This is a genomic window from Enterobacter cloacae complex sp. IR53030 (assembly GCF_049238365.1).
In the GTDB taxonomy this organism is placed as follows: Bacteria; Pseudomonadota; Gammaproteobacteria; order Enterobacterales; family Enterobacteriaceae; genus Enterobacter; species Enterobacter kobei.
Genome location: NZ_JBMKHA010000007.1, coordinates 117,994 through 142,049, shown reverse-complemented (window position 1 = coordinate 142,049; position 24,056 = coordinate 117,994). Strand labels below are relative to the sequence as shown.

The 24,056-nt window shown below is 57.3% G+C and carries 18 protein-coding genes and 1 pseudogene; 10 read left to right on the top strand and 9 right to left on the bottom strand.

The genetic code is table 11. From position 1 onward, the window contains the following. Positions 1 to 13 precede the first annotated feature (13 nt). From ACOTXR_RS09705 to ACOTXR_RS09670, 8 genes and pseudogenes are all read left to right on the top strand, one after another. Positions 14 to 655 carry a DUF4310 family protein gene (locus ACOTXR_RS09705; protein WP_003856081.1) on the top strand — a complete coding sequence of 214 codons (642 nt, stop codon included), beginning with the start codon at positions 14 to 16 and terminating at the stop codon, positions 653 to 655. Positions 656 to 697: 42 nt separating this feature from the next. Further along, the gene (locus ACOTXR_RS09700) at positions 698 to 1,831 is read left to right on the top strand and encodes an amidohydrolase/deacetylase family metallohydrolase (RefSeq protein ID WP_023338951.1); all 1,134 of its coding nucleotides are present in this window, start codon (positions 698 to 700) and stop codon (positions 1,829 to 1,831) included. Then, positions 1,815 to 2,933, top strand: a complete 1,119-nt coding sequence (locus ACOTXR_RS09695) for a DgaE family pyridoxal phosphate-dependent ammonia lyase (protein WP_058690303.1) — start codon at positions 1,815 to 1,817, stop codon at positions 2,931 to 2,933. The genes ACOTXR_RS09700 and ACOTXR_RS09695 overlap by 17 nt, the downstream gene beginning before the upstream one ends. Further along, positions 2,930 to 3,673 (top strand): 2-dehydro-3-deoxy-phosphogluconate aldolase, encoded by a 744-nt coding sequence (dagF, locus tag ACOTXR_RS09690; protein WP_023338953.1) that lies wholly within the window; start codon positions 2,930 to 2,932, stop codon positions 3,671 to 3,673. Before ACOTXR_RS09695 ends, dagF begins: the two co-directional genes overlap by 4 nt. A 17-nt stretch (positions 3,674 to 3,690) precedes the next feature. Then, a complete protein-coding gene (locus ACOTXR_RS09685) occupies positions 3,691 to 4,827 on the top strand; it encodes a lactonase family protein (RefSeq protein ID WP_023338954.1) in 1,137 nt (378 codons plus the stop codon). A 19-nt stretch (positions 4,828 to 4,846) separates the two neighbouring features. After that, on the top strand, positions 4,847 to 6,757 hold the full coding sequence (locus ACOTXR_RS09680) for a BglG family transcription antiterminator (protein WP_048997306.1): 1,911 nt from the start codon (positions 4,847 to 4,849) through the stop codon (positions 6,755 to 6,757). A gap of 77 nt (positions 6,758 to 6,834) precedes the next feature. Then, positions 6,835 to 7,077, top strand: a complete 243-nt coding sequence (locus tag ACOTXR_RS09675) for a type II toxin-antitoxin system RelB/DinJ family antitoxin (protein WP_058690302.1) — start codon at positions 6,835 to 6,837, stop codon at positions 7,075 to 7,077. Beyond that, positions 7,067 to 7,144: pseudogene (locus tag ACOTXR_RS09670) on the top strand (type II toxin-antitoxin system mRNA interferase toxin, RelE/StbE family); the annotation flags it as partial. The gene ACOTXR_RS09675 and the pseudogene ACOTXR_RS09670, both read left to right, overlap by 11 nt. A gap of 28 nt (positions 7,145 to 7,172) precedes the next feature. Here ACOTXR_RS09670 and nrdG read toward each other — a convergent pair. The 5 genes from nrdG to ACOTXR_RS09645 all read right to left on the bottom strand — a co-directional run bounded on the left by nrdG (position 7,173) and on the right by ACOTXR_RS09645 (position 14,872). Further along, positions 7,173 to 7,637 (bottom strand): anaerobic ribonucleoside-triphosphate reductase-activating protein, encoded by a 465-nt coding sequence (gene nrdG / locus ACOTXR_RS09665; protein ID WP_023338956.1) that lies wholly within the window; start codon positions 7,635 to 7,637, stop codon positions 7,173 to 7,175. Positions 7,638 to 7,778: 141 nt separating this feature from the next. Further along, positions 7,779 to 9,917: an anaerobic ribonucleoside-triphosphate reductase gene (gene nrdD, locus ACOTXR_RS09660; protein ID WP_014882293.1), complete on the bottom strand. Its 2,139-nt coding sequence runs from the start codon at positions 9,915 to 9,917 to the stop codon at positions 7,779 to 7,781. Between the two features lie 369 nt (positions 9,918 to 10,286). Further along, entirely contained in the window at positions 10,287 to 10,859 is a 573-nt protein-coding gene (locus tag ACOTXR_RS09655; protein WP_014882294.1) for a PTS sugar transporter subunit IIA, read from the bottom strand. A 1-nt stretch (position 10,860) separates the two neighbouring features. Beyond that, on the bottom strand, positions 10,861 to 13,458 hold the full coding sequence (locus tag ACOTXR_RS09650) for a glycoside hydrolase family 38 C-terminal domain-containing protein (protein WP_058690301.1): 2,598 nt from the start codon (positions 13,456 to 13,458) through the stop codon (positions 10,861 to 10,863). A gap of 10 nt (positions 13,459 to 13,468) precedes the next feature. Further along, positions 13,469 to 14,872 carry a PTS fructose transporter subunit IIC gene (locus ACOTXR_RS09645; protein ID WP_071978045.1) on the bottom strand — a complete coding sequence of 468 codons (1,404 nt, stop codon included), beginning with the start codon at positions 14,870 to 14,872 and terminating at the stop codon, positions 13,469 to 13,471. A 179-nt stretch (positions 14,873 to 15,051) separates the two neighbouring features. Here ACOTXR_RS09645 and ACOTXR_RS09640 point away from each other — a divergent pair, with 179 nt between their 5' ends. Continuing rightward, a complete protein-coding gene (locus ACOTXR_RS09640; protein WP_014882297.1) occupies positions 15,052 to 15,711 on the top strand; it encodes a MurR/RpiR family transcriptional regulator in 660 nt (219 codons plus the stop codon). An 8-nt stretch (positions 15,712 to 15,719) separates the two neighbouring features. Here the strand turns inward: ACOTXR_RS09640 and ACOTXR_RS09635 are convergent, their stop codons facing one another. From ACOTXR_RS09635 to treR, 4 genes are all read right to left on the bottom strand, one after another. Continuing rightward, positions 15,720 to 16,466 carry an oligogalacturonate-specific porin KdgM family protein gene (locus tag ACOTXR_RS09635; protein ID WP_023331894.1) on the bottom strand — a complete coding sequence of 249 codons (747 nt, stop codon included), beginning with the start codon at positions 16,464 to 16,466 and terminating at the stop codon, positions 15,720 to 15,722. Between the two features lie 136 nt (positions 16,467 to 16,602). Further along, positions 16,603 to 18,258 carry an alpha,alpha-phosphotrehalase gene (gene treC, locus ACOTXR_RS09630; RefSeq protein WP_032637631.1) on the bottom strand — a complete coding sequence of 552 codons (1,656 nt, stop codon included), beginning with the start codon at positions 18,256 to 18,258 and terminating at the stop codon, positions 16,603 to 16,605. A 51-nt stretch (positions 18,259 to 18,309) separates the two neighbouring features. Then, a complete protein-coding gene (gene treB, locus ACOTXR_RS09625; RefSeq protein ID WP_014882300.1) occupies positions 18,310 to 19,728 on the bottom strand; it encodes a PTS trehalose transporter subunit IIBC in 1,419 nt (472 codons plus the stop codon). Positions 19,729 to 19,855: 127 nt separating this feature from the next. Then, positions 19,856 to 20,803 (bottom strand): trehalose operon repressor TreR, encoded by a 948-nt coding sequence (gene treR / locus ACOTXR_RS09620; RefSeq protein ID WP_014882301.1) that lies wholly within the window; start codon positions 20,801 to 20,803, stop codon positions 19,856 to 19,858. 389 nt (positions 20,804 to 21,192) lie between these two features. On the opposite strand from treR, the gene mgtA reads away from it, so the two are divergent. Continuing rightward, positions 21,193 to 23,901 (top strand): magnesium-translocating P-type ATPase, encoded by a 2,709-nt coding sequence (mgtA, locus tag ACOTXR_RS09615; RefSeq protein WP_200923804.1) that lies wholly within the window; start codon positions 21,193 to 21,195, stop codon positions 23,899 to 23,901. Positions 23,902 to 24,056: the final 155 nt, after the last annotated feature.

Genomic DNA, 24,056 nt, shown 5'->3' with positions numbered 1-24,056 from the left:
CAGGAGCCTCGACATGGAACAGAATAAAGGTTTTTGGTATGCCGACTGGTCGTTCCCGATCTTCGTTGGCCTGCTCTCCTCCGGCGTGTTCGCCGGGACGCACATGTACTACCTCTACGGCATCGGCGCGTTTAACGAAGTGGCCTTCGTGGCGATGCTGAAAGCGGGGATTGATACCGGGGTCTACGGTGCGGTGGCGGCATTCGGCGCAAGCTTCCTGTTCGCCCGCATCATTGAAGGCTCACTGGTGGGTATTCTCGACATCGGCGGTGCGATTCAGACCGGCGTCGGGCTCGGCGTGCCGGCGCTGCTGTTGGGGGCGGGGATCATGTTCCCAGTGACCAACTTTATTGCCTCGCTGATTACCGGCCTGGTGATTGGCCTGGCGATTGGCTACGTCATCATCCTGGCGCGTAAGTTCACCATCAACCAGAGCAACTCCACCTACGGGGCTGACGTGATGATGGGCGCGGGTAACGCCTCAGGCCGCTTCCTCGGGCCGTTGATTATCCTCAGCGCCATGACCGCCTCTATTCCTATCGGTGTCGGTTCCCTGGTGGGCGCGCTGCTGTTCTACATCTGGCAGAAGCCGATTACCGGTGGCGCCATCCTCGGTGCAATGATTTTGGGCTGGCTGTTCCCGGTCGCCCTTTAATACCCGCGGGCGCTCAGGCGCCCGCCTTATCAGGAGAACCCCATGTTTGATTTACTCCTGCGCCGCGCGCGCCTCGCCGACGATACCCTGACCGATATCGCCATTCAGGATGGGAAAATCGCCGCGCTGGGCGACATTGACGCTCCCGCCCGTAAAACGGTTGAGCTGAACGGTAATGTGTTCGTCAGCGCAGGCTGGATTGACTCTCACGTCCACTGCTACCCGAACTCGCCGATTTATCACGACGAGCCGGACAGCGTAGGCATTGCCACGGGCGTCACCACCGTGGTGGATGCCGGCAGTACCGGGGCAGATGACGTGGATGATTTCTATGAAATTACCCGCAAGGCCGCCACCGAGGTGTTTGCCCTGCTGAACATCTCCCGCGTCGGGCTGATTGCCCAGAACGAACTGGCCAATATGGCGAATATTGATGCCGATGCCGTGAAGCAGGCAGTAAAACGCCACCCTGATTTTATCGTCGGCCTGAAAGCGCGCATGAGCAGCAGCGTGGTCGGTGAAAACGGCATTACGCCGCTGGAGCGCGCGAAAGCCATTCAGAGCGAGAACGGCGATCTGCCGCTGATGGTGCACATCGGCAACAACCCGCCGAACCTCGACGAAATCGCCGAACTGCTCAGTTCCGGCGACATCATCACCCACTGCTACAACGGCAAACCCAACCGTATTTTGACGCCCTCCGGCGAGCTGCGCGCCTCCATCACCTCCGCCCTGAAGCGCGGCGTGCGTCTGGACGTGGGGCACGGTACGGCGAGCTTCAGCTTTGAGGTGGCGAAACGCGCCATCGCGATGGGCATTCTGCCGCACACCATCAGCTCGGATATCTACTGCCGTAACCGGATTAACGGACCGGTCGGGTCGCTTGCAAGCGTGATGTCGAAGTTTCTCGCCATCGGCATGTCTTTGCCGCAGGTCATTGACTGCGTCACCGCCAACGCCGCGGATGGCCTGCGCCTGACGCGTAAAGGCCGCATCCAGCCCGGCCTTGACGCCGACCTGACGCTGTTCACGATTAAACGCCAGCCAACGGTGCTGACGGATGCCGAAAACGACAGCCTGCAGGCTGAACATATTCTGGTGCCGCTTGCCGCGATCCGCGCGGGCAAGGGCTACATGACCGAACAAGGGAGCACGGAACATGCCTTCGATTTATGAGAAGTACCACTTAAAGCAAGTTATCAACACCTCGGGCCGCATGACGGCGCTGGGCGTTTCCACGCCGCGCCCGGAAGTGGTGCAGGCCGCAATGGACGGCATGAATCACTATTTTGAGATGAAGGATCTGGTCAACAAAACCGGGGAATACATCGCGAAGCTTCTTGATGTGGAAGGCGCGACGGTGGTCTCCTGCGCGTCGGCGGGCATTACCCAGTCCGTAGCGGCAGTGCTGGTCAAAGACAGCGACTGGCTGCTGGAAAACCTGCACGTGACCCCGATTGCGAACAACGAGATTGTCCTGCCGAAAGGCCACAACGTTAACTTTGGCGCGCCGGTGGGCACCATGGTCGCGCTGGGCGGCGGAAAACTGGTCGAAGCGGGCTATGCCAACGAATGTTCCGCCGATCAGCTGGCGGCGGCGATCACCCCGCGCACGGCGGCGATCCTCTATATCAAATCTCACCACTGCGTGCAGAAAAGCATGCTCAGCGTCGAGCAGGCGGCAGTAGTCGCACGTAAACACGATCTGCCGCTGATCGTCGATGCCGCAGCGGAAGAAGATCTGCATGTTTACTACCGTTCCGGCGCGGATCTGGTGATCTACAGCGGTGCGAAGGCGATCGAAGGGCCAACCAGCGGGCTGGTGATCGGCAAAACCCAGTACGTTGAGTGGGTGAAACGCCAGACGGCAGGTATTGGCCGCGCGATGAAGGTGGGTAAAGAGGGCATCCTCGGCCTGACCTGCGCCATCGAACACTACCTCACGGCGACCAAAGAGAGCGGTGCTGAGATGGTGGCGAAGATGACGCCGTTTATCGACGCGCTTAACACCCTGAACGGCGTCACCGCGCGCGTAGTCTGGGACAGCGCCGGGCGCGATATTGCCCGCACCGAGATTAAATTTGACGAAGCGACCACCGGCGTGGGCACCGGTGACCTGGTGAATAAGCTCAAGCAGGGTGAATACGCCATCTATTTCCGTGGCTACAAGGCCAACGAAGGGATTATCGAAGCGGACGTGCGCAGCGTAAATGCTGACCAGCTGAACATCGTGTACCGCCGCATTAGCGAAGTGTTAGGACAGGAGAAAAAGGCATGAAACTGACCCCCAATTTTTACCGTGACCGCGTCTGCCTGAACGTGCTGGCAGGTTCGAAGGCCAATGCCAGCGCCATTTACGAGGCGGCGGAAGGCCATGTGCTGGTGGGCGTGCTCTCCAAAAATTACCCGGACGTGGCAAGCGCGGTGGCGGATATGCGTGAGTACGCGGCGCTGATTGATAACGCGCTTTCCGTGGGACTGGGCGCGGGCGACCCGAACCAGTCGGCGATGGTCAGTGAAATCTCCCGTCAGGTACAGCCGCAGCACGTCAACCAGGTCTTTACCGGCGTGGCGACCAGCCGCGCGCTGCTGGGGCAGAACGACTCTGTGGTGAACGGTCTGGTCTCACCGACCGGCACCGTCGGTATGGTGAAAATTTCCACCGGTCCGCTGAGCAGCACGGCACCGGACGGTATTGTCCCGGTGGAAACCGCGATAGCCCTGCTGAAAGATTTTGGCGGCAGCTCGATCAAATACTTCCCGATGGGCGGCCTTAAGTGCCGTGACGAATACCAGGCGGTAGCGGAAGCCTGCGCCCGTTACGACTTCTGGCTGGAACCGACCGGCGGGATCGATCTGGAAAACTTTGAGGCGATCCTGCAGATCGCCCTCGACGCGGGCGTGAGCAAGATCATCCCGCATATCTATAGCTCGATTATCGACAAGGCCAGCGGTGATACGCGTCCGGAAGATGTGCGTACGCTGCTTGAGATGACGAAGAAACTGGTTAAGTCATAACACCCAAAGGAGCCACCATGCACACCCGTAACCTGCTTGTTGCTTCACTCTCTTTGCTTGCTACCGCCGCCGTCGCGCAAACCCAGTATGCCTGGGTCGGTACCTACAACCCCAACGGCGAAGGGCTGTACCGTTTTACCGTTGACGCGCAAACCGGCGCGCTCGGCAACAAAACGCTGGTTAGCAAACTGCCGAACGCCGCGCAGTTGGCCGTCTCACACGACGGCAAAACGCTCTATCTGGCAAGCGAAGTGGAGCAGGGCGTGGTGCAGGCGCTGCGGGTGGAAGATAACGGCGAGCTGAGCGAGTTGAATCAGGTGGCCTCCGGCGGCGCGGGGCCGGTTTATCTTTCGCTGACGCCGAATGGCCAGCACCTGCTGGTGGCAAACTACGTCAGCGGATCGATTGCCGTTTTGCCGGTCAAAGCAGACGGCAGCCTGGGAGATGCCACGGATAAACATCAGGATCAGGGCGAACCGGGTGCAGCAAAACCAGAAGCCGCTGTAGAGGGCAGTTTTGCTATCAGCGATCACAACGGTCCTCATGCGCACATGATCGCCGCCGATCCGAGCGGGAAGTACGTATTTTCGACCGATCTGGGGTTAGATCGCATCTATCAGTACCGTTTTGACGATCGAAGCGGAAAGCTGACCCCCAACGATCCGCCGTTTATCAGCGCCTCCTCGAAAGGGGCCGGACCTCGCCATTTCGTCTTTACGCCGAAAGGGGATGCCCTGTGGCTGATTAACGAAGAGGCCTCAACGCTCACCCATTATACCGTGAATGCCAACGGCACCTTGAAAGCGGGTAAAACACTCTCTGCCCTGCCAAAAGGGTACAAAGGCACCAGTTTTGCTGCCGGGCTGGCGTTAAGCGCCGACGGTAAACAGCTGTATGTGGCTAACCGTTTGCATAACAGCATCGGGCACTTTACCGTAACAGCAGAAGGCACGCTGAGGCATCAGGATGACGTGTGGACGCGTGGCGACTACCCGCGCACCCTGACGCTCGATAAACAAGGACGCTGGCTGTACGTTATGAACCAGCGCAGCGATAACATTACCCGTTTTCGCGTGGCGCAGGATGGGAAGTTGAGCTTCGAGCCAGACTATACGCCGGTCGGCAGCCCATCCCAGATGGTCATTTCACCCTAAGCCGTAAGAGGACAACGACGTGCGATTTCCGAACCAACGTTTAGCGCAACTTTTCGATCTGTTGCAAAACGAGACGCTGCCGCAGGACGAGCTGGCGCAGCGGCTGTCGGTCTCCACGCGAACCGTCCGTGCTGACATCACCGCCCTGAACGGGCTGCTGGCGAGCCACGGGGCGCAGTTTATTCTGAGCCGTGGAAATGGCTATCAGCTTAAAATTGACGACGCCGCGCGTTATCAGCAGCTCCAGGCCTCCCATCCGCGCGCGCTGCGTATTCCCCGTACGGGCGCGGAGCGCGTGCATTATCTGGTGGTGCGTTTTCTGACGTCGGCGTTTTCGCTTAAGCTGGAGGACCTGGCGGACGAGTGGTTTGTCAGCCGCGCCACGCTGCAAAGCGACATGGCGGAAGTGCGCGAGTGTTTTCATCGCTATAACCTGACGCTGGAAACCCGTCCACGCCATGGCATGAAGCTGTTTGGCAGCGAAATGTCGGTTCGTGCCTGCCTGACCGATCTGCTCTGGGAGCTGGCGCAGCAGGACAGCCTGAACCCGCTGGTGACGGACGTCGCACTCAATGCGGGCGTGGCGGAAAAGATGGTGCCAGTGCTGCACGACGCGCTGACGCGTCACCACATTCGCCTGACGGACGAAGGGGAGTTGTTCCTGCGCCTGTACTGCGCGGTATCGGTGCGACGCATCAGCGAAGGCTATCCGCTGCCGGAATTCCATGCGGAGGATGTGGAGGAGAACGTGCGGGAAGCGGCGAAAGATATTGCCGTGGCCATTCAGGAACTGGCGGGCAAAGCGCTTGCACCCTCGGAGGAGAACTGGCTCTGCGTGCACATCGCTGCGCGGCAGATCCAGGAGATCGCCCCAAGCGCCATTAACGCCGATGACGAAGAGGCGCTGGTGAACTACATCCTGCGCTACATCAACACCCACTACAACTACAACCTGCTCAGCGACGCGCAGCTGCACGCGGATCTGCTCACGCACATCAAGACGATGATCACCCGCGTGCGGTATCAAATCATGATCCCCAATCCGCTGCTGGATAACATCAAGCAGCACTACCCGATGGCCTGGGACATGACCCTGGCGGCGGTATCGAACTGGGGCAAATACACGCCGTATGCGATCAGCGAAAACGAAATTGGTTTCCTGGTGCTGCACATTGGCGTCGGGCTGGAGCGTCACTACAACATTGGCTACCAGCGCCAGCCGCGCGTGCTGCTGGTCTGTGACGCCGGTAATGCGATGGTGCGTATGATTGAGGCGGTACTCCAGCGTAAATACCCGCAGATTGAGGTCACGCGCACGCTCACGCTGCGCGAGTACGAGCAGGTGGAATCGCTCAGCGAGGACTTTGTTATCGCTACCGCGCGCGTCAGTGAAAAAGCAAAACCGGTAGTGATGATCGCACCGTTTCCGACTGATTATCAGCTGGAGCAGATTGGCAAGCTGGTGCTGGTAGACCGCACCCGCCCGTGGATGCTGGATAAATACTTCGACGCCGCCCATTTCCGCATCATCGACGCGCCGATTGACCAGCAAACGCTGTTCCGCGAGCTGTGCGAACAGCTTGAAGGGGAGGGGTTTGTGGGGACGGCGTTTCTGGAGTCGGTGGTTGAACGTGAAGCCATCGTCAGCACCATGCTCGGTGACGGCATTGCGCTTCCGCACTCCCTCGGTCTGCTTGCCCAGAAAACCGTGGTCTACACCGTACTCGCCCCGCAGGGGATTGCGTGGGGTGACGAAACCGCGCACGTGATTTTCCTGCTCGCCATCAGCAAAAGCGAGTATGAAGAGGCGATGGCGATCTACGATATCTTCGTCACCTTCCTGCGCGAGCGCGCCATGGCGCGGCTCTGTAGCTGCGGCGATTTTGCCGAGTTTAAAACGGTGGCGATGGAGAGTTTGAGTCGGTTTTGAGAGGCGTTATCCAGAATTCGATGTAATGCGAATGTAATGCTAAACTGCATTACACATTCACTTCTACTGGAGGCATAATGGCCACGCTGAACGTCCGTCTGGATGACAAACTCAAAAATGAGGCTTATGCCGTGCTGGAAAAACTCAATATCACGCCAACGGAAGCTGTGCGTTTACTGTTTCAGTATGTCGCGGAAACGGGACGCATGCCGGTGAAATCGGTCACCATTAGCGACAGTGAAGATGAACTGATACAGACAGTCCGGGAGCGACTGGCTAATCCGCAAAAGGGAATCAAGGTCAGTCTGGATGACTTATGAACTGGTATTTGACCCGAGGGTGTTAAAGGAGTGGAGCAAGCTGGGCGATACCGTAATCAGCCGTTTATCATGACGCAAACAAACGGCTTTAGCGATTACCGCAAATGATGCACAACCTGGTTACTGCTGCCGCGCCAGATCAGCGCGGGGTCTTTTAAATCCTGAACGAACTTGCCGTCGACCAGCACGTTAATCAACTCCACCACTTCCATCTGAGCCGCATTCAGTTCATCCAGCCTGTAACCCGTCCAGACCCAGATATCCTTTCCTGCGCACTCGCGGCGAATGCGTTTTACCAGATTCAGGATCTCCGGCACGTTTTGCGGGTGAAGAGGATCGCCGCCGGAGAGCGAAATTCCCTGTCGTTTGATGCGCGTATCGTTGAGATCGTTAATGATCCGGTCTGCCATTTCCGCGGTAAACGGCATACCGGAATTTAAGCGCCAGGTGCTTTTGTTATAGCAACCCGGGCACTCGTGGACGCAGCCTGACACGAACAGGGTGCAGCGGGTGCCGGGTCCGTTGACGATATCGACAGGGTAGTATTGATGGTAATTCATAGCTTTAACCTGATGCCCTCACCCCGGCCCTCTCCCACAGGAAGAGGGAGAAAACCGGAGCCGGGCTCAACAATATGATCGATCGGTCCCCTCTCCCTTGAGGGAGAGGGGTAGGGTGAGGGGGAGAACCCAGCGCAGAACTTACCCGATCTGCCCATTCCCCAGATGCTTCACGCGGCGTTTCACCTCTTCCTGCTTACCGGCGTTAAACGGACGCGCATCCGGGCTACCGAGATAGCCGCACACGCGGCGGGTTACCGACACGCGTGCCGCGTCGTGGTTACCGCATTTCGGGCAGGTAAAGCCTTTGCTGGTACACTCGAACTCACCGGTAAAGCCGCACTCGTAGCATTCGTCGATGGGCGTGTTGGTGCCGTAATACGGCACATGCTGATAACTGTAATCCCACACGTCTTCCAGCGCCTTCAGGTTGTGCTGAATGTTCGGGTACTCGCCGTAGCAGATGAAGCCGCCGTTGGCGATCGGCGGATATGCCGCTTCAAAGTCGATCTTGTCGTACGGGTTTACCTTCTTCTCCACGTCGAGGTGGAAGCTGTTGGTGTAGTAACCTTTATCGGTCACGCCTTCCACGATGCCGAACTCGGCGGTGTCCAGACGGCAGAAGCGGTCGCACAGGTTCTCGCTTGGGGTACTGTACAGGCTGAAACCGTAGCCGGTTTCCTCTTTCCACTGGTCCACGGCATCGCGCAGGCGCTGAACAATCGCCACGCCTTTTTCACGCAGCGCGTCGCTGTCATACATATGCGTGCCGCCAGACAGGGCATTGATGGTTTCATGGATGCCGATATAGCCCAGCGAAATCGACGCGCGGCCGTTTTTGAAGATCTCAGAGACGTCATCGTCCGCTTTCAGGCGCACGCCGCAGGCCCCTTCCATATAGAGGATAGGCGCCACGCGGGCTTTTACCCCTTCAAGGCGGGCGATACGGGTCATCAGCGCCTTGCGCGCCAGCTGCAGGCGTTCATCCAGCAGTGTCCAGAATTCAGCTTCATTGCCTTTGGCCTCCAGCGCGATGCGCGGCAGGTTCAGGCTGATGACGCCGAGGTTGTTACGCCCGTCGTGGATCTGCTCGCCGTTTTCATCTTCGTAAACGCCGAGGAAGCTGCGGCAACCCATTGGCGTTTTAAATGAACCGGTTACTTTTACGACCTGATCGTAGTTCAGAATATCCGGGTACATGCGCTTGCTCGCGCACTCCAGCGCCAGCTGTTTGATGTCGTAATTCGGATCGCCAACTTTGTGGTTCAGCCCGTCGCGGATGGCGAATACCAGTTTCGGGAACACCGCCGTTTTGCGGTTTTTGCCGAGGCCGGAGATACGGTTGCGCAGGATGGACTGCTGGATCAGACGCGATTCCCAGCTGGTGCCCAGGCCAAAACCGAAGGTCACAAACGGCGTCTGGCCGTTGGCGGTATGCAGGGTATTCACCTCATACTCCAGCGACTGGAACGCGTCATAGCACTCTTTCTCGGTGCGCGAGTGTGCATAACCGTCGGCGTCCGGGATCTGCCACTCTTCGGCCGTTTTGCGGTGCTTGTTGAAGCTTGCGGTCACAAACGGGGCCAGCACTTCGTCAATGCGGTTAATGGTGGTGCCGCCGTAAATGTGGCTGGCGACCTGGGCGATAATCTGTGCCGTGACCGCAGTGGCGGTGGAGATGGATTTTGGCGGTTCAATCTCGGCGTTACCCATTTTAAACCCGTGGGTCAGCATGCCTTTCAGGTCGATCAGCATACAGTTGAACATCGGGAAGAACGGTGAATAGTCGAGATCGTGATAGTGGATCTCACCGCGCTCGTGCGCTGAGACCACATCGCGCGGCAGCAGGTGCTGACGGGCATAGTGTTTGGCGACGATACCGGCCAGCAGATCGCGCTGGGTGGGGATCACTTTACTGTCTTTGTTGGCGTTTTCATTGAGCAGGGCAGAGTTGGTCTGCTCTACCAGGCCACGGATTTCCTGGTTCAGGCGACCGCGCTTTTCACGCTGCACGTCACGATCGTGGCGGTACTCAATGTAGGCGCGGGCCAGCTGCTTGTAGGGGCCCGCCATCAGCTGATTTTCAACCGCGGTCTGGATCTCGTTGATATCCACCTGGCTGCGTTCATTCATCTGGCTGCTAACGACTTCTGCGACGGTGGCGCAGTAATCTGCGTCATCGACTCCCGCTGCTTTAGCTGCACGCAGAATGGCTTCCTGGATGCGCTCTGATTTAAACGGCACTTTACAGCCATCACGTTTCATCACATGCGGTGTCATGATCACTCCATTTTTAAAAACAGTTTATCCACAGAGGTGGAGAAGTATTCACCGGGCGCATTCCCCGCCAGGCCAAAGACTTCCCGCGTTCCCGGCTCGTGTTATCCACAATTCCGGCCAGCGTAAGCGCCGTCTTGTTGTTGGAATAGTAGACGATTAATACAACATGTTGGGTCGGCGTGCATTTTAAGTGCTACATATAGTGATTTGCATCAAACTTGTTTGCGATTTATTTGATGCAGAACAAAGTAAAAAGACGAGAGTACAAACGGCGGGCGCTTCAGCGATTGTAAAGACCGGAAGGAAAAATCTGATTAATTATTCAACAAAAACAAGCGCTCAGCACGGTCTGTACTGAGCGCTACGTGATTAATGGATGCCGCGCACCCAGCTTAAACCTGCCTGTAAAAAGGCGGCGATAGCGACAGTGCCCAGCACCAGTGGGATGAGAAGGGAACGCGCGGGCACCGCATCCTCAATGTGCGGTTCTTCCGTACTCAGGGCTGACAGCGCCTCTTCCCGGGTGCGTGCCGCCAGAAGCTGCTCACGCACACGGTCTTCCGTCAACAGGCTGGTTAGCGTCGTGAGCAGCTGCATATGCGTGCTGCCTGCTTCAGCAGGGGGAATGGCGAGCAGGAAGACCATTCTGACCTCTTCATCCCCCTCCAGCCCCGGCCAGCGTATCGGGTCGTCAAAGAGCGCCAGACAAAACGCCGCCTGATGCACCGTCTCGGTTTTACCGTGTGGAACGGCAAGTGCTTCGCCCAGAGCCGTGGGACCTTCACTTTCACGCTGTAAAACGCTCTGGATAAATGTCTCTTGATCGCCGATGACGTTTCGCCTGACGAGCGGTTCGGCGAGCCAGCGGATCAGCGCTTCAGGGGTACGGTGCGGCGGGTTGATAAAAACCAAATCGGGGTGCGTCAATGCAAGCAAGTTCATATTAAGCCTCTAACAAAAAATCGCAGGTCGCGGAAGGGTGGATCGCCGTTACCGGCTGCACGGGCTCTTCCAGATAGTTGATCTGAGGAAGCCCCGCGAGATCTGCCGGAACGGGAACCGGCTGCGTGCCAGCGTTAAACACGCGGATGACCGTGCCATGCGACTGTTGGGCATGGGGCAGGGCAGACAGAATAAGCGGCTCCGGTAGGGTCAACAGCGAGAAGTGTGCCGGAAGCTGGCGTTCGGGCAGGCGCAACGAAAAGCGCTCAAGGCGATGATCGAGCGTGTGCAGCGTTTGCCGTTGATAGGTAAAGGGCTGTCCGGTCGCGAGATTTTCCAGCTGGCGTAGCGTCAGATGATCGGCATTGTCGGCCAGCGCGACGCTGAATGAAAAGTGCAACGGCTTCAGCAACTGGGCATCGGGGGTCTCAACCACCGTATTATTAATCCCGGATGCCCGACCCGGTCGCCAGTCAAGGTCGTTTCGTCCGAGCACACCCGTTGACTTAAACAGCGTCAGGGCAATCACTGCCGGTTCGTGCCCGAGGATCTGAAACTCCTTCATGCCGCGGCTATTCACCACCAGCGCTTTGCCTTCTTCTGCGACAGCGATAATGCCCTCGCTGGTTTCGAGATCCACGGGCAGCTCGCGATAGCGTTCCTGCCAGTTTTCATCGTCATACCCCGTTTCGCGTTGGATGATCGCAAAGGGCTGTGAGGCGATAGCGTGATGCGTGTGAATATCGCTGTTGATCAGCAAGCGCAGCCGGTGATCGCAGTGGCTGTTTTCCAGCGCACCGTCGACATACAGGTTCGGATCGTCATGGCGCAATTCACACGCCAGACGCAGGCATAACGGTTTTCTGACTGCATCCTGATGTCCGGCGAGATCCGGCGGCAGAAGCAGCGTCGCCTCAATAATCAGCTTTTCGACAAGCGGCGTTTTCAGGCAATCAATGAGTGTGAAATGGGAACAGCGCGTTGGCGTATCGCCCGCAAGCGGGGAGAAATCGTAGCTGTCGCCCGCATCCGCGCAGTCTTCGAGGGTAAAGAACGCGGGGATGCATCTGCCCGTGTGTTTGTCCTCAAGGGTAAGCGTTCCGGCGTCCAGCATCAGCCGATAATGCGCATTTTCTATTTCGCGGCCCTTTTTCTGTTCAGGCTGCCGTAACGGCGCAGGGTTATTCTCAACGTTCACGGTGAGATAGCCAACCGACGGCAGAACCGGCGTCTGCACAGCAATGTGCCAGCGGAAATAGGGAGGAAGGGGCGTTTCACACTCGCCTTCGGCAGTGAGGGAGATCGCCGTTCCGCCGGGTAAAATGTCTCTTTTCAGGACGTCGAAGCGCACGGGCTGCCCCTGATACGTCAGCGCGATATGTTCAGCCCTGCTATACAGCGTGGTTTTAACCACGCGCCGCATTGGGGTGGTCAGCGGATTGAAGATCAGCAGGTCCCCTTCCTGAGCACAGGCGGCGGCCAGCGTTTTTACCACCAGATTCCACAGGCTGTGACACAGCTGCTCGGTTTGTTCCAGCCGATGCAGAATGTCGCGATTGGTCGCATCGCTATTACAGCCGCCGATAGAGTCGTGGGCGTGGGTTCGCAAAAGCGTCTTCCAGAGGGTATCGACTACAGAGAGATTGACCGGTAGCCCCTGATGCCGCGCCATGGCAATCGTCGGCTCCAGCTGTCGCAGGATAAACTGCTCGATCTCATCATTTTTCTTTTTAATGTCGTAGCGCACAGAGCCGATCGTTTTATGGATGCGGGTGTAGCGTGGCGATTTCAGCTCGCCTTCCCAGCTTTCAAACTGCTCACGCTGCGCGCGCAGGATGTCCACGTAACGCTCCAGCGAACTGATGGTGTACCAGTCCTGGTTGGGAGAGTGTTTGCTGGCGACCTGCAGGATAGTCGGCAGCGCCGGGTCGATGCTGACCTGATCGCCGCCGCAGGGTAGGAGCAGGTCATCGATACCGGCCCGTGAACGCAGCAAATCGACCATCGGGTAGATTTTCCCCTGCAGATGGCTGGCTTGCGAAGCGATATTTTTAGCCGCGCCATACCCGAGCGCCATCGCGCAGGCGATGACGCTCGCCCCTGACGGCGCGCGCCAGATAAACTGGCTGCGTTTGGCATGCCGGTCGTGATCGATACCGCGCCAGAAGACGATGTTATCGATATTGCAGCCCTGCAAAATCGTCGGCATCTGCGCATTGTGGCCGAAGGTATCCGGCAGATAACCGACCTGCATCGCATGTCCCAGCGTTCGGGCGGCGAAGATGCCGTACTTCAGGTTGCGGATAATGGATTCGCCATGCACGTTGTAGGTGTCCGTCTGGGTATACCACGGCCCGACGAAAATCCTTTTTTCTCTGACCAGCTTTTCCAGCCTGGCGCGATAATCGGGATTGATCGCAAGAAAGTCCTCCACGACCGCCATCTGCCCGTCAAGGTGATAGCAGGCATAAGCCGGGTTCTGCTCCAGCGTGTTGATAACATCCGCAAAGTTGTATGACGCCAGCACCATGCTGTCCTGACGGGTGAAATACCACTCCTGATCCCAGTGCGTGTGGGCAATAACGTGGATCTGACTCATGATGTTTCCCTCACCTGACGTTCTTTGGGCTGACATAAAGCACGCCCAGGGCGCAAATCAGTGCGCCAATAAAGACGCTCGCCAGATAGCCCGCCACATTGGTCGCCAGCGGCCAGCCCCAGATGGCGGGCAGAGGCAGCGTCTGCTTCACGCCGAGTGCAATCGCCACCAGTGCACCGGCGACGGCACCGGTCATGAACACCGGGATCAGGCGTGGGTTTTTCAGGATGAACGGGATAGCGCCTTCTGAGATCCCGATTACGCCCAGCAATAACGAGGTGCTGCCAACGGTTTTTTCTTCCCGGCTGAAGACATCCGGCAGACCAAAGCGGCCGTTGAGGAATGCGGCAAAACCGACGCCAATGGAGGGGATCACGATAGAGAGTTCGCGGGCGGTTAAATCAAACGTCTCGCTCATGCCATTCAGGCCGAGCGCGACCGAGCCTGCCGCCTTATTGACCGGACCACCAAGGTCGAAAGCGGTGCCCGCGGCGATCATTGCGGAATAGAACCCGCGACCGGTGTCGCCTGCCGAGGTAAAAAAGACCACCATCAGCTGATTAAGCGAGCCAAAAATCGGGTTAATCAGATATTCCATGACCATCACCAGCGTAATGCCGGTGATCAGCGGGACGATTAGCATGGTTTTAATGGTGGTGAGCTGCTGGCGGACATGAATCGAATCGTTGAGCCAGCGCACCAGATAGCCCACAAAGAAGCCAATCCCAATCGCGCCAAAAAAGCCGGAGGGCATAAAGCCCTCGATATCAAAGAAGCGCTTGTAGACTTCGTCTGACATGATGCCGCCGATAAGCCCGGGGATCAGCGCCGGTTTTCCGGCAATGGCAAACGCCAGATACATGGCGAAGACCGGATACATGAACTTGATTGTCATAAAGCCCACTTTATCCAGCACGCTGAACGGCGAATGTTCAATGTTAATAAACTGGCCGGTAATTTTGGCCGTCGCCATCATCAGCCCACCCATGACCACGACCGGTAACATATAGCTGATGGCCGCCATGATATGGCCAATAAATATCTGGTAAGCCGAACGCCGGAGATCGTCTTCGTCTTCATCTGCTACAGCGGTAGCATTTTTTTCCATTGCCAGCGCCTGACGCAGATAGCGATCGGTGTGCTTGATCAGCTCTTGTGTTCGTGTCTGAAGGTGAGGAATGTCATCAAAACGTTCGGCATCCTGAATGGGGACGTCGGTTGCCAGAATAATGGCGGTGGCAGAGGCAATTTCCTGTTTTGTTAAGCGATTTTTAACACCGTCGCTACCCTGCGTTTCGACCTTTACCTCAATGTTATGCGCTTTAGCCCATGCGATAATTTTATTCGCGGCCATAAACGTGTGTGCAATGCCTGTCGGGCAGGCCGTTACCGCGACAACTTTTTGTTTCGTCATTGTCATAATTCCCTGGATGTGAAAACAGGGAAAGTATAAAGAGAAGCCAAAACAGTTTTTAATGTTTGCTAATACTTATTACGTATCGTCATACGCGGGCTTGCAATATGTGAAGCGCCTTCCAGAGGATATTTTTCGGCTGTGGTAAAATCATGTCAGGATTAAACAGGGTGTAATATATGAATTCATTTCAGGGAAGTGAGCGTTTGATATTTGAATACATTCAGCATCACGCTACTCATATTTCTACTATATCGGCAAAAGAGATTGCCCGTGATACTTTTACCACGACAACCTCCGTTAATCGCGTGTGTAAGAAAATGGGCTATAAGAGCTATACAGAGCTTCGGTATCGTTTTTTACGCGATCATTTTACCCCTGCGCCTGTAAACCCTGACGTGGGGCCGCAGGCGGAGGAGATTGTGGTGGAGATGTCCAGGTTGCTGACCCATTCCAGCCATATTTTTCTCTATGCACGGGGCGCATCACTCACCAGCCTCAACTACCTGTCGCGTTTTTTATCTCTGGCGAGCCTGCCGCACCTTATTCTCAACGATATGCACCAGCTGACGCGGGTATCGAAGGGAACGCTGGTGTTGATCAGTAAATCCGGAGAGACGCAGTCGTTAATTGAAATGGCGCGTAACGCGCTGCGCAAAGGATTAAAGATTATTGCGATCACGCGCGAGGGGTCTACGCTGGCCGCGCTCTCTTCTCTATGCTGGCCGTTGTTGATTGATATCAACGCGGTATCGTTATATCAGCGGGAAGGGCAGCTGGAACTGTTAAGTGCGGTAGACCGTATCGGCTGCAGGCTGCTGCAGCACGATACGGTGTAGTCAGGTCGTCAGAGCTGCTTCACTATCCCCAGACGGACGGCATAATCATTTTCATGGTTGCCGTCATCGTTGATATAGGTTTTATCCAGTGAAACCAGTTCGACGTAAGGCGTCCAGCCATCGTCGAGCTTGTAGTTGAAGGCGACGGTATGTTCCCAGTAGGTATCATCCCCGGTTCCCTGATCGACACCATCCTGCCAGCGGAAGCGTGGGTTGTAGGACATCCCGAATTTGCCAATGTTATACGCGAACCAGATGTCGAACTGGTGTGACTGGCGGCGGGTATACCCGCTGCCGTCGAGTTCTTTGTCGCTGTGCGCGTCATTGACGGTGTTATAGCGATAACGGGCGGCGAGATTCAGACCGTTATCGAACGCTTTCCAGCCCTGAATGAAGGGGCGGTAATGGGTATTGCTGGCGGTGAAAACCGTCACCATACCCGGCGCTACGGCAAAGCCGTTTCCAAGATCGAAGCGCCAGCGTGTTTCAATCTCTTGTGCCGCCTCCGTTAAGCCTTTTTCGTCTGGGTTATATCGGTCGGTATCGCCAAAAAAGGTATCATTGTGGTTTTGTGCGGCTTCAACGGAGAAGTAAAAACCATTCTCCGCCTGATGCATGACCTTAATACGGGAATCATTGACGTCTGAGTTTGTGTTGTGACCAAAACGAAGGTCGACGGATGTATTTCCGCACCATCCCTGTGTGCTTAATAATAGTGCGCTAATACACGTTGCTTTAATAATTCTCTTTTTCATAATGTCCTGCCGAGGTTATTTGATTGGCAGGGCTATTTTTATTTTCGGCACGCCACGATGTAAAAGTTATCGTCGTACATTTAGCGTATCGCTAAACATAAAAAAAAGAGATACAGCATGCTGTATCTCCTGATAGTTATTCCTGCACCCACCAGATAGCTTCAAACGGGCGCAAGAGCAGCGTGTCGGGACGGGTGGGGACATCATCATAGTTGCTGAGTGCGACCCGCCATGCGCCCTGTACCGGCTCCGGTTGCCACTGCTGACGCTCGCGGCTCAGGTTCGCCACCACCCTCAGCGTCTGCCCCTGCCACTGACGGCGATAACACCACAGGGAAGGATGGTCCGGGAGCAGATCCTCGTAGTCGCCCCACGTGAGCAGCGGCAGCGTTTTGCGCAGGCGAATCAGCGACTGGTAGGTGTAAAACACCGAGTCCTGGTCGTCCAGCGCCGCGCGGGCGTTCACGGTTTCGTAGTTATCGCAGACGCCAATCCACGGCTCGCCCTCGCTAAAGCCCGCATTGTGCGAGGCGTCCCACTGCATTGGCGTGCGGCCGTTATCGCGGGATTTGCTTGCCAGAATCGCCAGCAGTTCCTCAGGATCGCGACCGTTTGCCCGCATTTCGGCGAACATATTCAGGCTTTCCACATCGCGATAATCGGTGATGCGGCTGAAGTGCGGGTTGGTCATCCCCAGCTCCTCGCCCTGATAAATGTACGGCGTGCCCTGCATACCGTGCAGCACCATGCCCAGCATTTTCGCTGCGGCTACGCGGTGTTCCCCTTCGTCGCCAAAGCGTGAAACGATGCGCGGCTGATCGTGGTTACACCAGAACAGCGCGTTCCAGGCTTTGTTGTGCATCCCCTGCTGCCAGTGGCGGAAGAGGGTTTTCAGCGCGACAAAGTCCGGTTTCGCCTTCGTCCATTTTTCACCGCCCGGGTAATCCACCTTCAGGTGATGGAAGTTAAAGGTCATCGACAGCTCGCGCCCGTCGAGCGAGGCATACTGCTGGCAATTCTCCAGCGAGGTCGAGGACATTTCGCCCACCGTCATCAGGTTGCGCGGGGTAAAGACGTCGCGGCTCATCTCCTGAAGATATTCGTGGATGCGCGGCCCGTCCGTGTAGAAGCGGCGACCGTCGCCCGTTTCGTCATTCGGGAAATCCTGATCTTTTGAAATCAGGTTAATGACGTCCAGACGTAAGCCGTCCACGCCGCGATCGGCCCAGAACTCGCATACCTTTTTCAGCTCGGCGCGCACCTCCGGGTTTTCCCAGTTGAGATCCGCCTGCTCCGGCGCGAAGAGGTGCAGGTAATACTGCTCGCTCTCGGCGTGCCAGCGCCAGGCGTTGCCGCCAAACTTGGAGCGCCAGTTGTTAGGCAGTTGCTCCGGCGTACCGTCGCGCCAGATGTAGAACTGGCGGTACGGGCTTTCCTTATTCAGTGATTCCCGGAACCAGGCGTGCTGGGTTGACGTGTGGTTGAACACCATATCCAGCACGATGCGAATACCGCGTTGATGCGCCCCGGCGACCAGTTCGTCAAAATCATCCAGCGTACCGTACGCCGGGTCGATGGCGATGTAATTCGCCACGTCATAGCCGTTATCCACCTGCGGCGAGATATAAAACGGCGTCAGCCAGATGGCGTCAATGCCGAGGGTTTTCAGGTAGTCCAGCCGCGCGGTCACGCCGCGTAAATCGCCGGTGCCACTGCCGGTCGTGTCCTGAAAACTCTTTGGATAGATCTGATAGATGACGCCGTTCTGCCACCAGTGAGGAAGGGTATTCATAATGCGTTCCTGCAAATGCGAAGGGGCGCAACTGCGCCCCGAAAGATGAAGTTAAACAATCTGCAGCGCGCCCTGACGGAACTTACGCTGATAAACCACGGTGGTGAGCGCCATTGGGACGATAATCGCAATCGCCATTGCCAGGGCAAACACCTGCCAGTAAGCGGGCTGGATGGAGAGAATGCCCGGCAGACCGCCCACGCCAATCCCGTTCGCCATCACGCCGTTCAGACCACACACCAGGCCTGCCAGACCGGAACCGATCATCGCGCAGAGCATCGGGAAGCGGTATTTCAGGTTGATACCGTACATCGCCGGTTCGGTGACGCCGAGGTAGGCTGAGATCGCGGCCGGAACGGAGATCTCGCGCTCGTTGTGCTTACGGCTGACGATGATGATGCCGGTCACCGCAGACGCCTGCGCAATGTTAGACAGGGCGATAATCGGCCAGACCGGCGTGCCGCCGAGGCTCTGGATCATCTGCATATCAATGGCCAGCGTGGTCTGGTGTACACCGGTGATCACCAGCGGGGCGTACAGGAAGCCAAACAGCGCGGCGCCAATCGGTGCGAAGCTGCCGGTCATCAGGTGGCGCACCGCGAAGGCCACGCCGTCGCCGATCATGCGGCCAAACGGACCGATAAACGCATGTGCCAGGAAGACGGCCAGAATCAGCGAGCAGACCGGAACGACCACCAGATAAAGATAATCCGGTACGATGCGCTTCAGGCGTGTCTCAATAAAGCCCAGCATCAGCCCCGCCAGCAGGGCTGGGATAACCTGCGCCTGATAGCCCACTTTGGCGATGGTGAACAGACCGAAGTTCCACACTTCAGGCACCTGCTGACCAAGTAAGTAAGCGTTCATTAACTGCGGAGAGACCAGCGTGACGCCCAGCACGATACCGAGAATTGGCGTACCGCCCATTTTGCGCACTGCGGACCAGCAAATCCCGACCGGCAGGTAGAAGAAGATCGCTTCACCAATCAGCCACAGGAAGTCGTAAACGGTTTTCAGCGCCGGATACATCTGCGCCAGCGTTTTGCCGTCGCTCATCGGCACATCACCGATGACGTTACGGAAACCAAGAATTAAGCCGCCGCTAATCAGCGCCGGCAGCAGCGGGAAGAAGATCTCCGCGAAGTGGGAAATCAGCTGCTCGTGCCACTTCATATTCTGGCGTGCAGCCTTCTTGGCCTGCTCTTTATCCGCCGAGCTGTGCCCGGTGGTTGCCAGCAGAGCCTGATAGTAATCGCCCACTTCGGTACCAATGACCACCTGGAACTGCCCGGCGTTGGTGAAGCAGCCTTTAACCATTTTGAGTTCTTCAATGGCCTTCGGGTTCGCTTTTGCCGGATCGTTCAGCACGAAGCGCAGGCGGGTAATGCAATGGCTAACGGTTGCGATGTTTTCGCGGCCGCCGACCAGGACGATCAGCTGATCAATATCTGCTTGTTTGACTTTACTCATCATGAAACCTCATGACAGATGGTGAGGGGTGTAATGACCTGAGCGCAAGCCTACTCTTTCAGCGTGACGGCGAAAATGGGAACGTTCCCGAAATCGGGCGAAGATCACAATAAACGCTTCAGGGGGGCTATGAAAGATGAGCGGGAATCACGATCTGCCGCGGCTCGCTCCGCCCGTTGATCTGCTCGATCAGCTGCGCGGCGGCCTGTCTGCCGGACTCGGCATAACCTGGATCGACGGTGATGATCTCCGGGTGCAGAAACTTCATCAGCGGCGTGCTGCCGACGCTCGCCACCTGCAGGCTGTCGATGCGCTGCTCCTGGAGGTATTTGCTGGCTCCCAGCGCCAGCGTATCCGTGGCGCACACCAGCGCGGTTGTCTGCGGGGTCAGGACACTGGCAACCTGCTCATAGCCTTGCTTCATGCCCAGACCCGGCAGGGAGGCGACGGCCGGGAGGTTGTGCTTTTTGCAAAACGCCAGATAGGCCTCATGGCGACGCTTGCCGGTGGTGACGTCGGTGTGGGGTACGCCGAGGAAGCTGATATGGCGATGGCCTTTATCGTACAGACGCTGCATCAGGGTGATAATCGCCCCCTCGTCGTCATAACAGACAGAGGCAAAACCGTGGGCGTCGCGCGCCATCATGACCAGTGAGGGCTGCCAGGGTTTTAGCATCTCGTCTTTAATGCCGGTAAAGCCGAACAGCACCACGCCGTCAATGTTGCGTCGCTGGAGCATGCCCAGATGCTCTTCAACCAGCTGCGGCGAGAACTGGCTCTCCATCATGATGGGGTCATATCCCTGCTCGTAAAAGGCGGGCAGCATGGTCTGCACGGCAAGGTTCTCCGAGAGCGAATCCAGACGAGAGACAATAATCGCGACCACTTTGTCACTCTGCCCGCGCATAGCGCGCGCGGAGCGGGAAGGGGAAAAGCCGTGCTGATTCATCACCGCCTCGACGCGCTCGCGTGTGCGTTCGCTGACACCGCTTTCGTTATTCAGCACCCGTGAGACTGTCGATTTCCCCACGCCGCTTAAACGCGCGATGTCTTTAATGGTAAGGCGGTTCTGCATGCTGTTTTCCCTGTAACAACGACAAAATGATCAATTGAGCCTAATGCTATAGCGCGATTTCGCTATGGGCAAAGTCTGGTTTACGTTCGGTTTATTTGCAGGGGGGTATAATACCGCCCGAATCGTCACAAAGGGTACGCTTAAATCCTTATACTGCGCGGCGACACCCTGTTTTTACTTACCGGAGGCTCCATGGATCCCGATCCCACACCTCTCCTGAACGGGAGAACACGTTCTTTCCGGTAAGCCAGCTTTTGCTGTCTCACCGGTGATGTGAGGCAGCAACGTCCCAAACGTTCCTGCTTGAAAAATTGAGTGCCTGACAGGTACGGCTTTGCCACGCCTGAAGGGAATGCTGCGTCCGCCGTTGCGGATGCGGAGGAATGACTATGTTTAAAAATATCACCCGGCAGCTGCAGGCCCTGCTGAGCCGCCACCTGCCACATCGTCTTATTCAGCGCGACCCGCTGCCCAATGCTAAAAACATCGCGGGTGCAGCGATTCCCGCTTCCCTGACCGAACGCTGCCTGAACGTGGCGGCAATGGATGAGAACGAAGTCTGGCGCGCCTTTGGCGGCCACCCGGAAGGGCTGAACGCGACGGAAGTGGACAAAATCCGCGCCGTGCACGGCGATAACCACATTCCGGCGCAAAAACCGTCTCCGTGGTGGGTGCACCTGTGGCTCTGCTACCGCAACCCCTTCAACCTGCTGCTGACCGTGCTCGGCATCATCTCCTACGCGACGGAAGATCTCTTTGCCGCTGGGGTGATTGCTCTGATGGTGGGGATTTCCACGCTGCTGAACTTTATTCAGGAAGCCCGGTCCACCAAAGCGGCGGACGCCCTGAAAGCGATGGTCAGCAACACCGCGACCGTCTCGCGCGTGATTAACGACCTCGGCGAAAACGCCTGGGTGGAGCTGCCCATTGACCAGCTGGTGCCGGGTGACCTGGTGAAGCTGGCCGCGGGGGACATGATCCCGGCGGATTTACGCATCATTCAGGCGCGGGATCTGTTTGTCGCCCAGGCCTCCCTGACCGGGGAATCCCTGCCCGTTGAAAAGGTGGCGCGCAGCCGTGATCCGCAGCAGATGAACCCGCTTGAGTGCGACACCCTGTGCTTTATGGGAACCACGGTCGTCAGCGGTACGGCGCAGGCGATTGTCACCGCGACCGGGGGCAACACCTGGTTTGGTCAGCTTGCCGGACGCGTCAGCGAGCAGGAGAGCGAGCCGAATGCCTTCCAGAAAGGGATTGGCCGCGTCAGCATGCTGCTGATCCGCTTTATGATGGTGATGACGCCGATTGTGCTGTTGATCAACGGTTACACCAAAGGCGACTGGTGGGAGGCGGCGCTGTTTGCCCTCTCCGTGGGCGTTGGTTTAACGCCGGAAATGCTGCCGATGATTGTCACCTCCACGCTGGCGCGTGGGGCGGTGAAGCTCTCGAAACAGAAAGTGATCGTCAAGCACCTCGACGCTATCCAGAACTTTGGCGCGATGGACATTCTCTGCACCGACAAAACCGGCACTCTGACGCAGGATAAAATTGTGCTGGAGAACCACACCGATATCGCCGGTAAAACCAGCGAACGCGTGCTGCACAGCGCGTGGCTGAACAGCCATTACCAGACCGGGCTGAAGAACCTGCTCGACGTGGCGGTGCTGGAAGGGGTCGATGAGGAAGCCGCCCGCACGCTCTCCGGTCGCTGGCAGAAGGTGGATGAGATCCCGTTCGATTTTGAACGCCGCCGCATGTCGGTGGTGGTGAGCGAGCAGCCGGACGTGCACCAGCTGATCTGCAAAGGCGCGCTGCAGGAGATCCTGAATGTGTCGACGCAGGTGCGCCATAACGGTGAGATCGTGCCGCTGGACGACACCATGCTGCGCCGCATCAAGCGCGTTACCGACAACCTGAACCGTCAGGGGCTGCGCGTGGTGGCGGTGGCGAGCAAGTTTCTGCCCGCGCGCGAGGGGGACTATCAGCGTATCGACGAATCCGATTTGATCCTCGAGGGTTACATCGCATTCCTCGATCCGCCGAAAGAGACCACCGCGCCTGCGCTAAAAGCGCTGAAGGCGAGCGGTATCACCGTTAAAATCCTCACCGGCGACAGCGAGCTGGTGGCCGCGAAAGTGTGTCACGAAGTAGGGCTGGATGCGGGCGATGTGGTCGTGGGCAGCGACATTGAGCACCTGTCCGACGACGAGCTGGCGAAACTGGCGCAGCACACCACGCTGTTTGCCCGCCTGACACCGATGCACAAAGAGCGCATTGTTACCCTGCTGCGTCGTGAAGGGCACGTTGTGGGCTTTATGGGTGACGGCATCAACGATGCGCCTGCCCTGCGTGCCGCGGATATTGGCATCTCCGTGGACGGCGCGGTGGATATCGCCCGCGAAGCGGCGGATATTATCCTGCTGGAAAAAAGCCTGATGGTGCTGGAGGAGGGCGTTATCGAAGGGCGTCGCACCTTTGCCAACATGCTCAAGTACATCAAAATGACCGCCAGCTCCAACTTCGGTAACGTGTTCAGCGTCCTGGTGGCCAGCGCGTTTCTGCCGTTCCTGCCGATGCTGCCGCTGCACCTGCTGATCCAGAACCTGATGTACGACGTGTCCCAGGTAGCGATCCCGTTTGATAACGTCGACGACGAGCAGATCCAGAAGCCGCAGCGCTGGAACCCGTCCGATCTGGGGCGCTTTATGCTGTTCTTTGGGCCGATCAGCTCCATCTTCGACATCCTGACCTTCTGCCTGATGTGGTTTGTGTTCCATGCCAACACGCCGGAACATCAGACCTTGTTCCAGTCCGGCTGGTTCGTGGTGGGTCTGCTGTCGCAAACGCTGATTGTGCATATGATCCGCACGCGCCGCATTCCGTTCATCCAGAGCCGTGCCGCATGGCCGCTGATTGTGATGACGGGCATTGTGATGGCGCTCGGCATCGCGCTGCCGTTCTCGCCGCTGGCAAGTTACCTGCAGCTTCAGGCGCTGCCGCTGAGCTACTTCCCGTGGCTGGTGGCGATCCTCGCGGGCTACATGGTGCTGACGCAGATGGTGAAAGGGTTTTATGCGCGTCGGTATGGATGGCAGTGATTTTTTGCCGGGTGGCGGCTTCGCCTTACCCGGCCTACTCCCGTCACGTAGGCCCGGTAAGCGCAGCGCCACCGGGCAATAGCTTTCTTCCCAAATTCAACAACCTGTGATCGCCGTCGGCGCATTCGCTTGACGACAATTTGTACGCATGTTAA

Coding starts and splice junctions, on each gene's coding strand:
- ACOTXR_RS09705 (WP_003856081.1), top strand. CDS start 14: ATGGAACAGAATAAAGGTTTTTGGTATGCCGACTGGTCGTTCCCGATC.
- ACOTXR_RS09700 (WP_023338951.1), top strand. CDS start 698: ATGTTTGATTTACTCCTGCGCCGCGCGCGCCTCGCCGACGATACCCTG.
- ACOTXR_RS09695 (WP_058690303.1), top strand. CDS start 1,815: ATGCCTTCGATTTATGAGAAGTACCACTTAAAGCAAGTTATCAACACC.
- dagF (WP_023338953.1), top strand. CDS start 2,930: ATGAAACTGACCCCCAATTTTTACCGTGACCGCGTCTGCCTGAACGTG.
- ACOTXR_RS09685 (WP_023338954.1), top strand. CDS start 3,691: ATGCACACCCGTAACCTGCTTGTTGCTTCACTCTCTTTGCTTGCTACC.
- ACOTXR_RS09675 (WP_058690302.1), top strand. CDS start 6,835: ATGGCCACGCTGAACGTCCGTCTGGATGACAAACTCAAAAATGAGGCT.
- nrdG (WP_023338956.1), bottom strand. CDS start 7,637: ATGAATTACCATCAATACTACCCTGTCGATATCGTCAACGGACCCGGC.
- nrdD (WP_014882293.1), bottom strand. CDS start 9,917: ATGACACCGCATGTGATGAAACGTGATGGCTGTAAAGTGCCGTTTAAA.
- ACOTXR_RS09655 (WP_014882294.1), bottom strand. CDS start 10,859: ATGAACTTGCTTGCATTGACGCACCCCGATTTGGTTTTTATCAACCCG.
- ACOTXR_RS09650 (WP_058690301.1), bottom strand. CDS start 13,458: ATGAGTCAGATCCACGTTATTGCCCACACGCACTGGGATCAGGAGTGG.
- ACOTXR_RS09645 (WP_071978045.1), bottom strand. CDS start 14,872: ATGACGAAACAAAAAGTTGTCGCGGTAACGGCCTGCCCGACAGGCATT.
- ACOTXR_RS09640 (WP_014882297.1), top strand. CDS start 15,052: ATGAATTCATTTCAGGGAAGTGAGCGTTTGATATTTGAATACATTCAG.
- ACOTXR_RS09635 (WP_023331894.1), bottom strand. CDS start 16,466: ATGAAAAAGAGAATTATTAAAGCAACGTGTATTAGCGCACTATTATTA.
- treC (WP_032637631.1), bottom strand. CDS start 18,258: ATGAATACCCTTCCTCACTGGTGGCAGAACGGCGTCATCTATCAGATC.
- treB (WP_014882300.1), bottom strand. CDS start 19,728: ATGAGTAAAGTCAAACAAGCAGATATTGATCAGCTGATCGTCCTGGTC.
- treR (WP_014882301.1), bottom strand. CDS start 20,803: ATGCAGAACCGCCTTACCATTAAAGACATCGCGCGTTTAAGCGGCGTG.
- mgtA (WP_200923804.1), top strand. CDS start 21,193: ATGTTTAAAAATATCACCCGGCAGCTGCAGGCCCTGCTGAGCCGCCAC.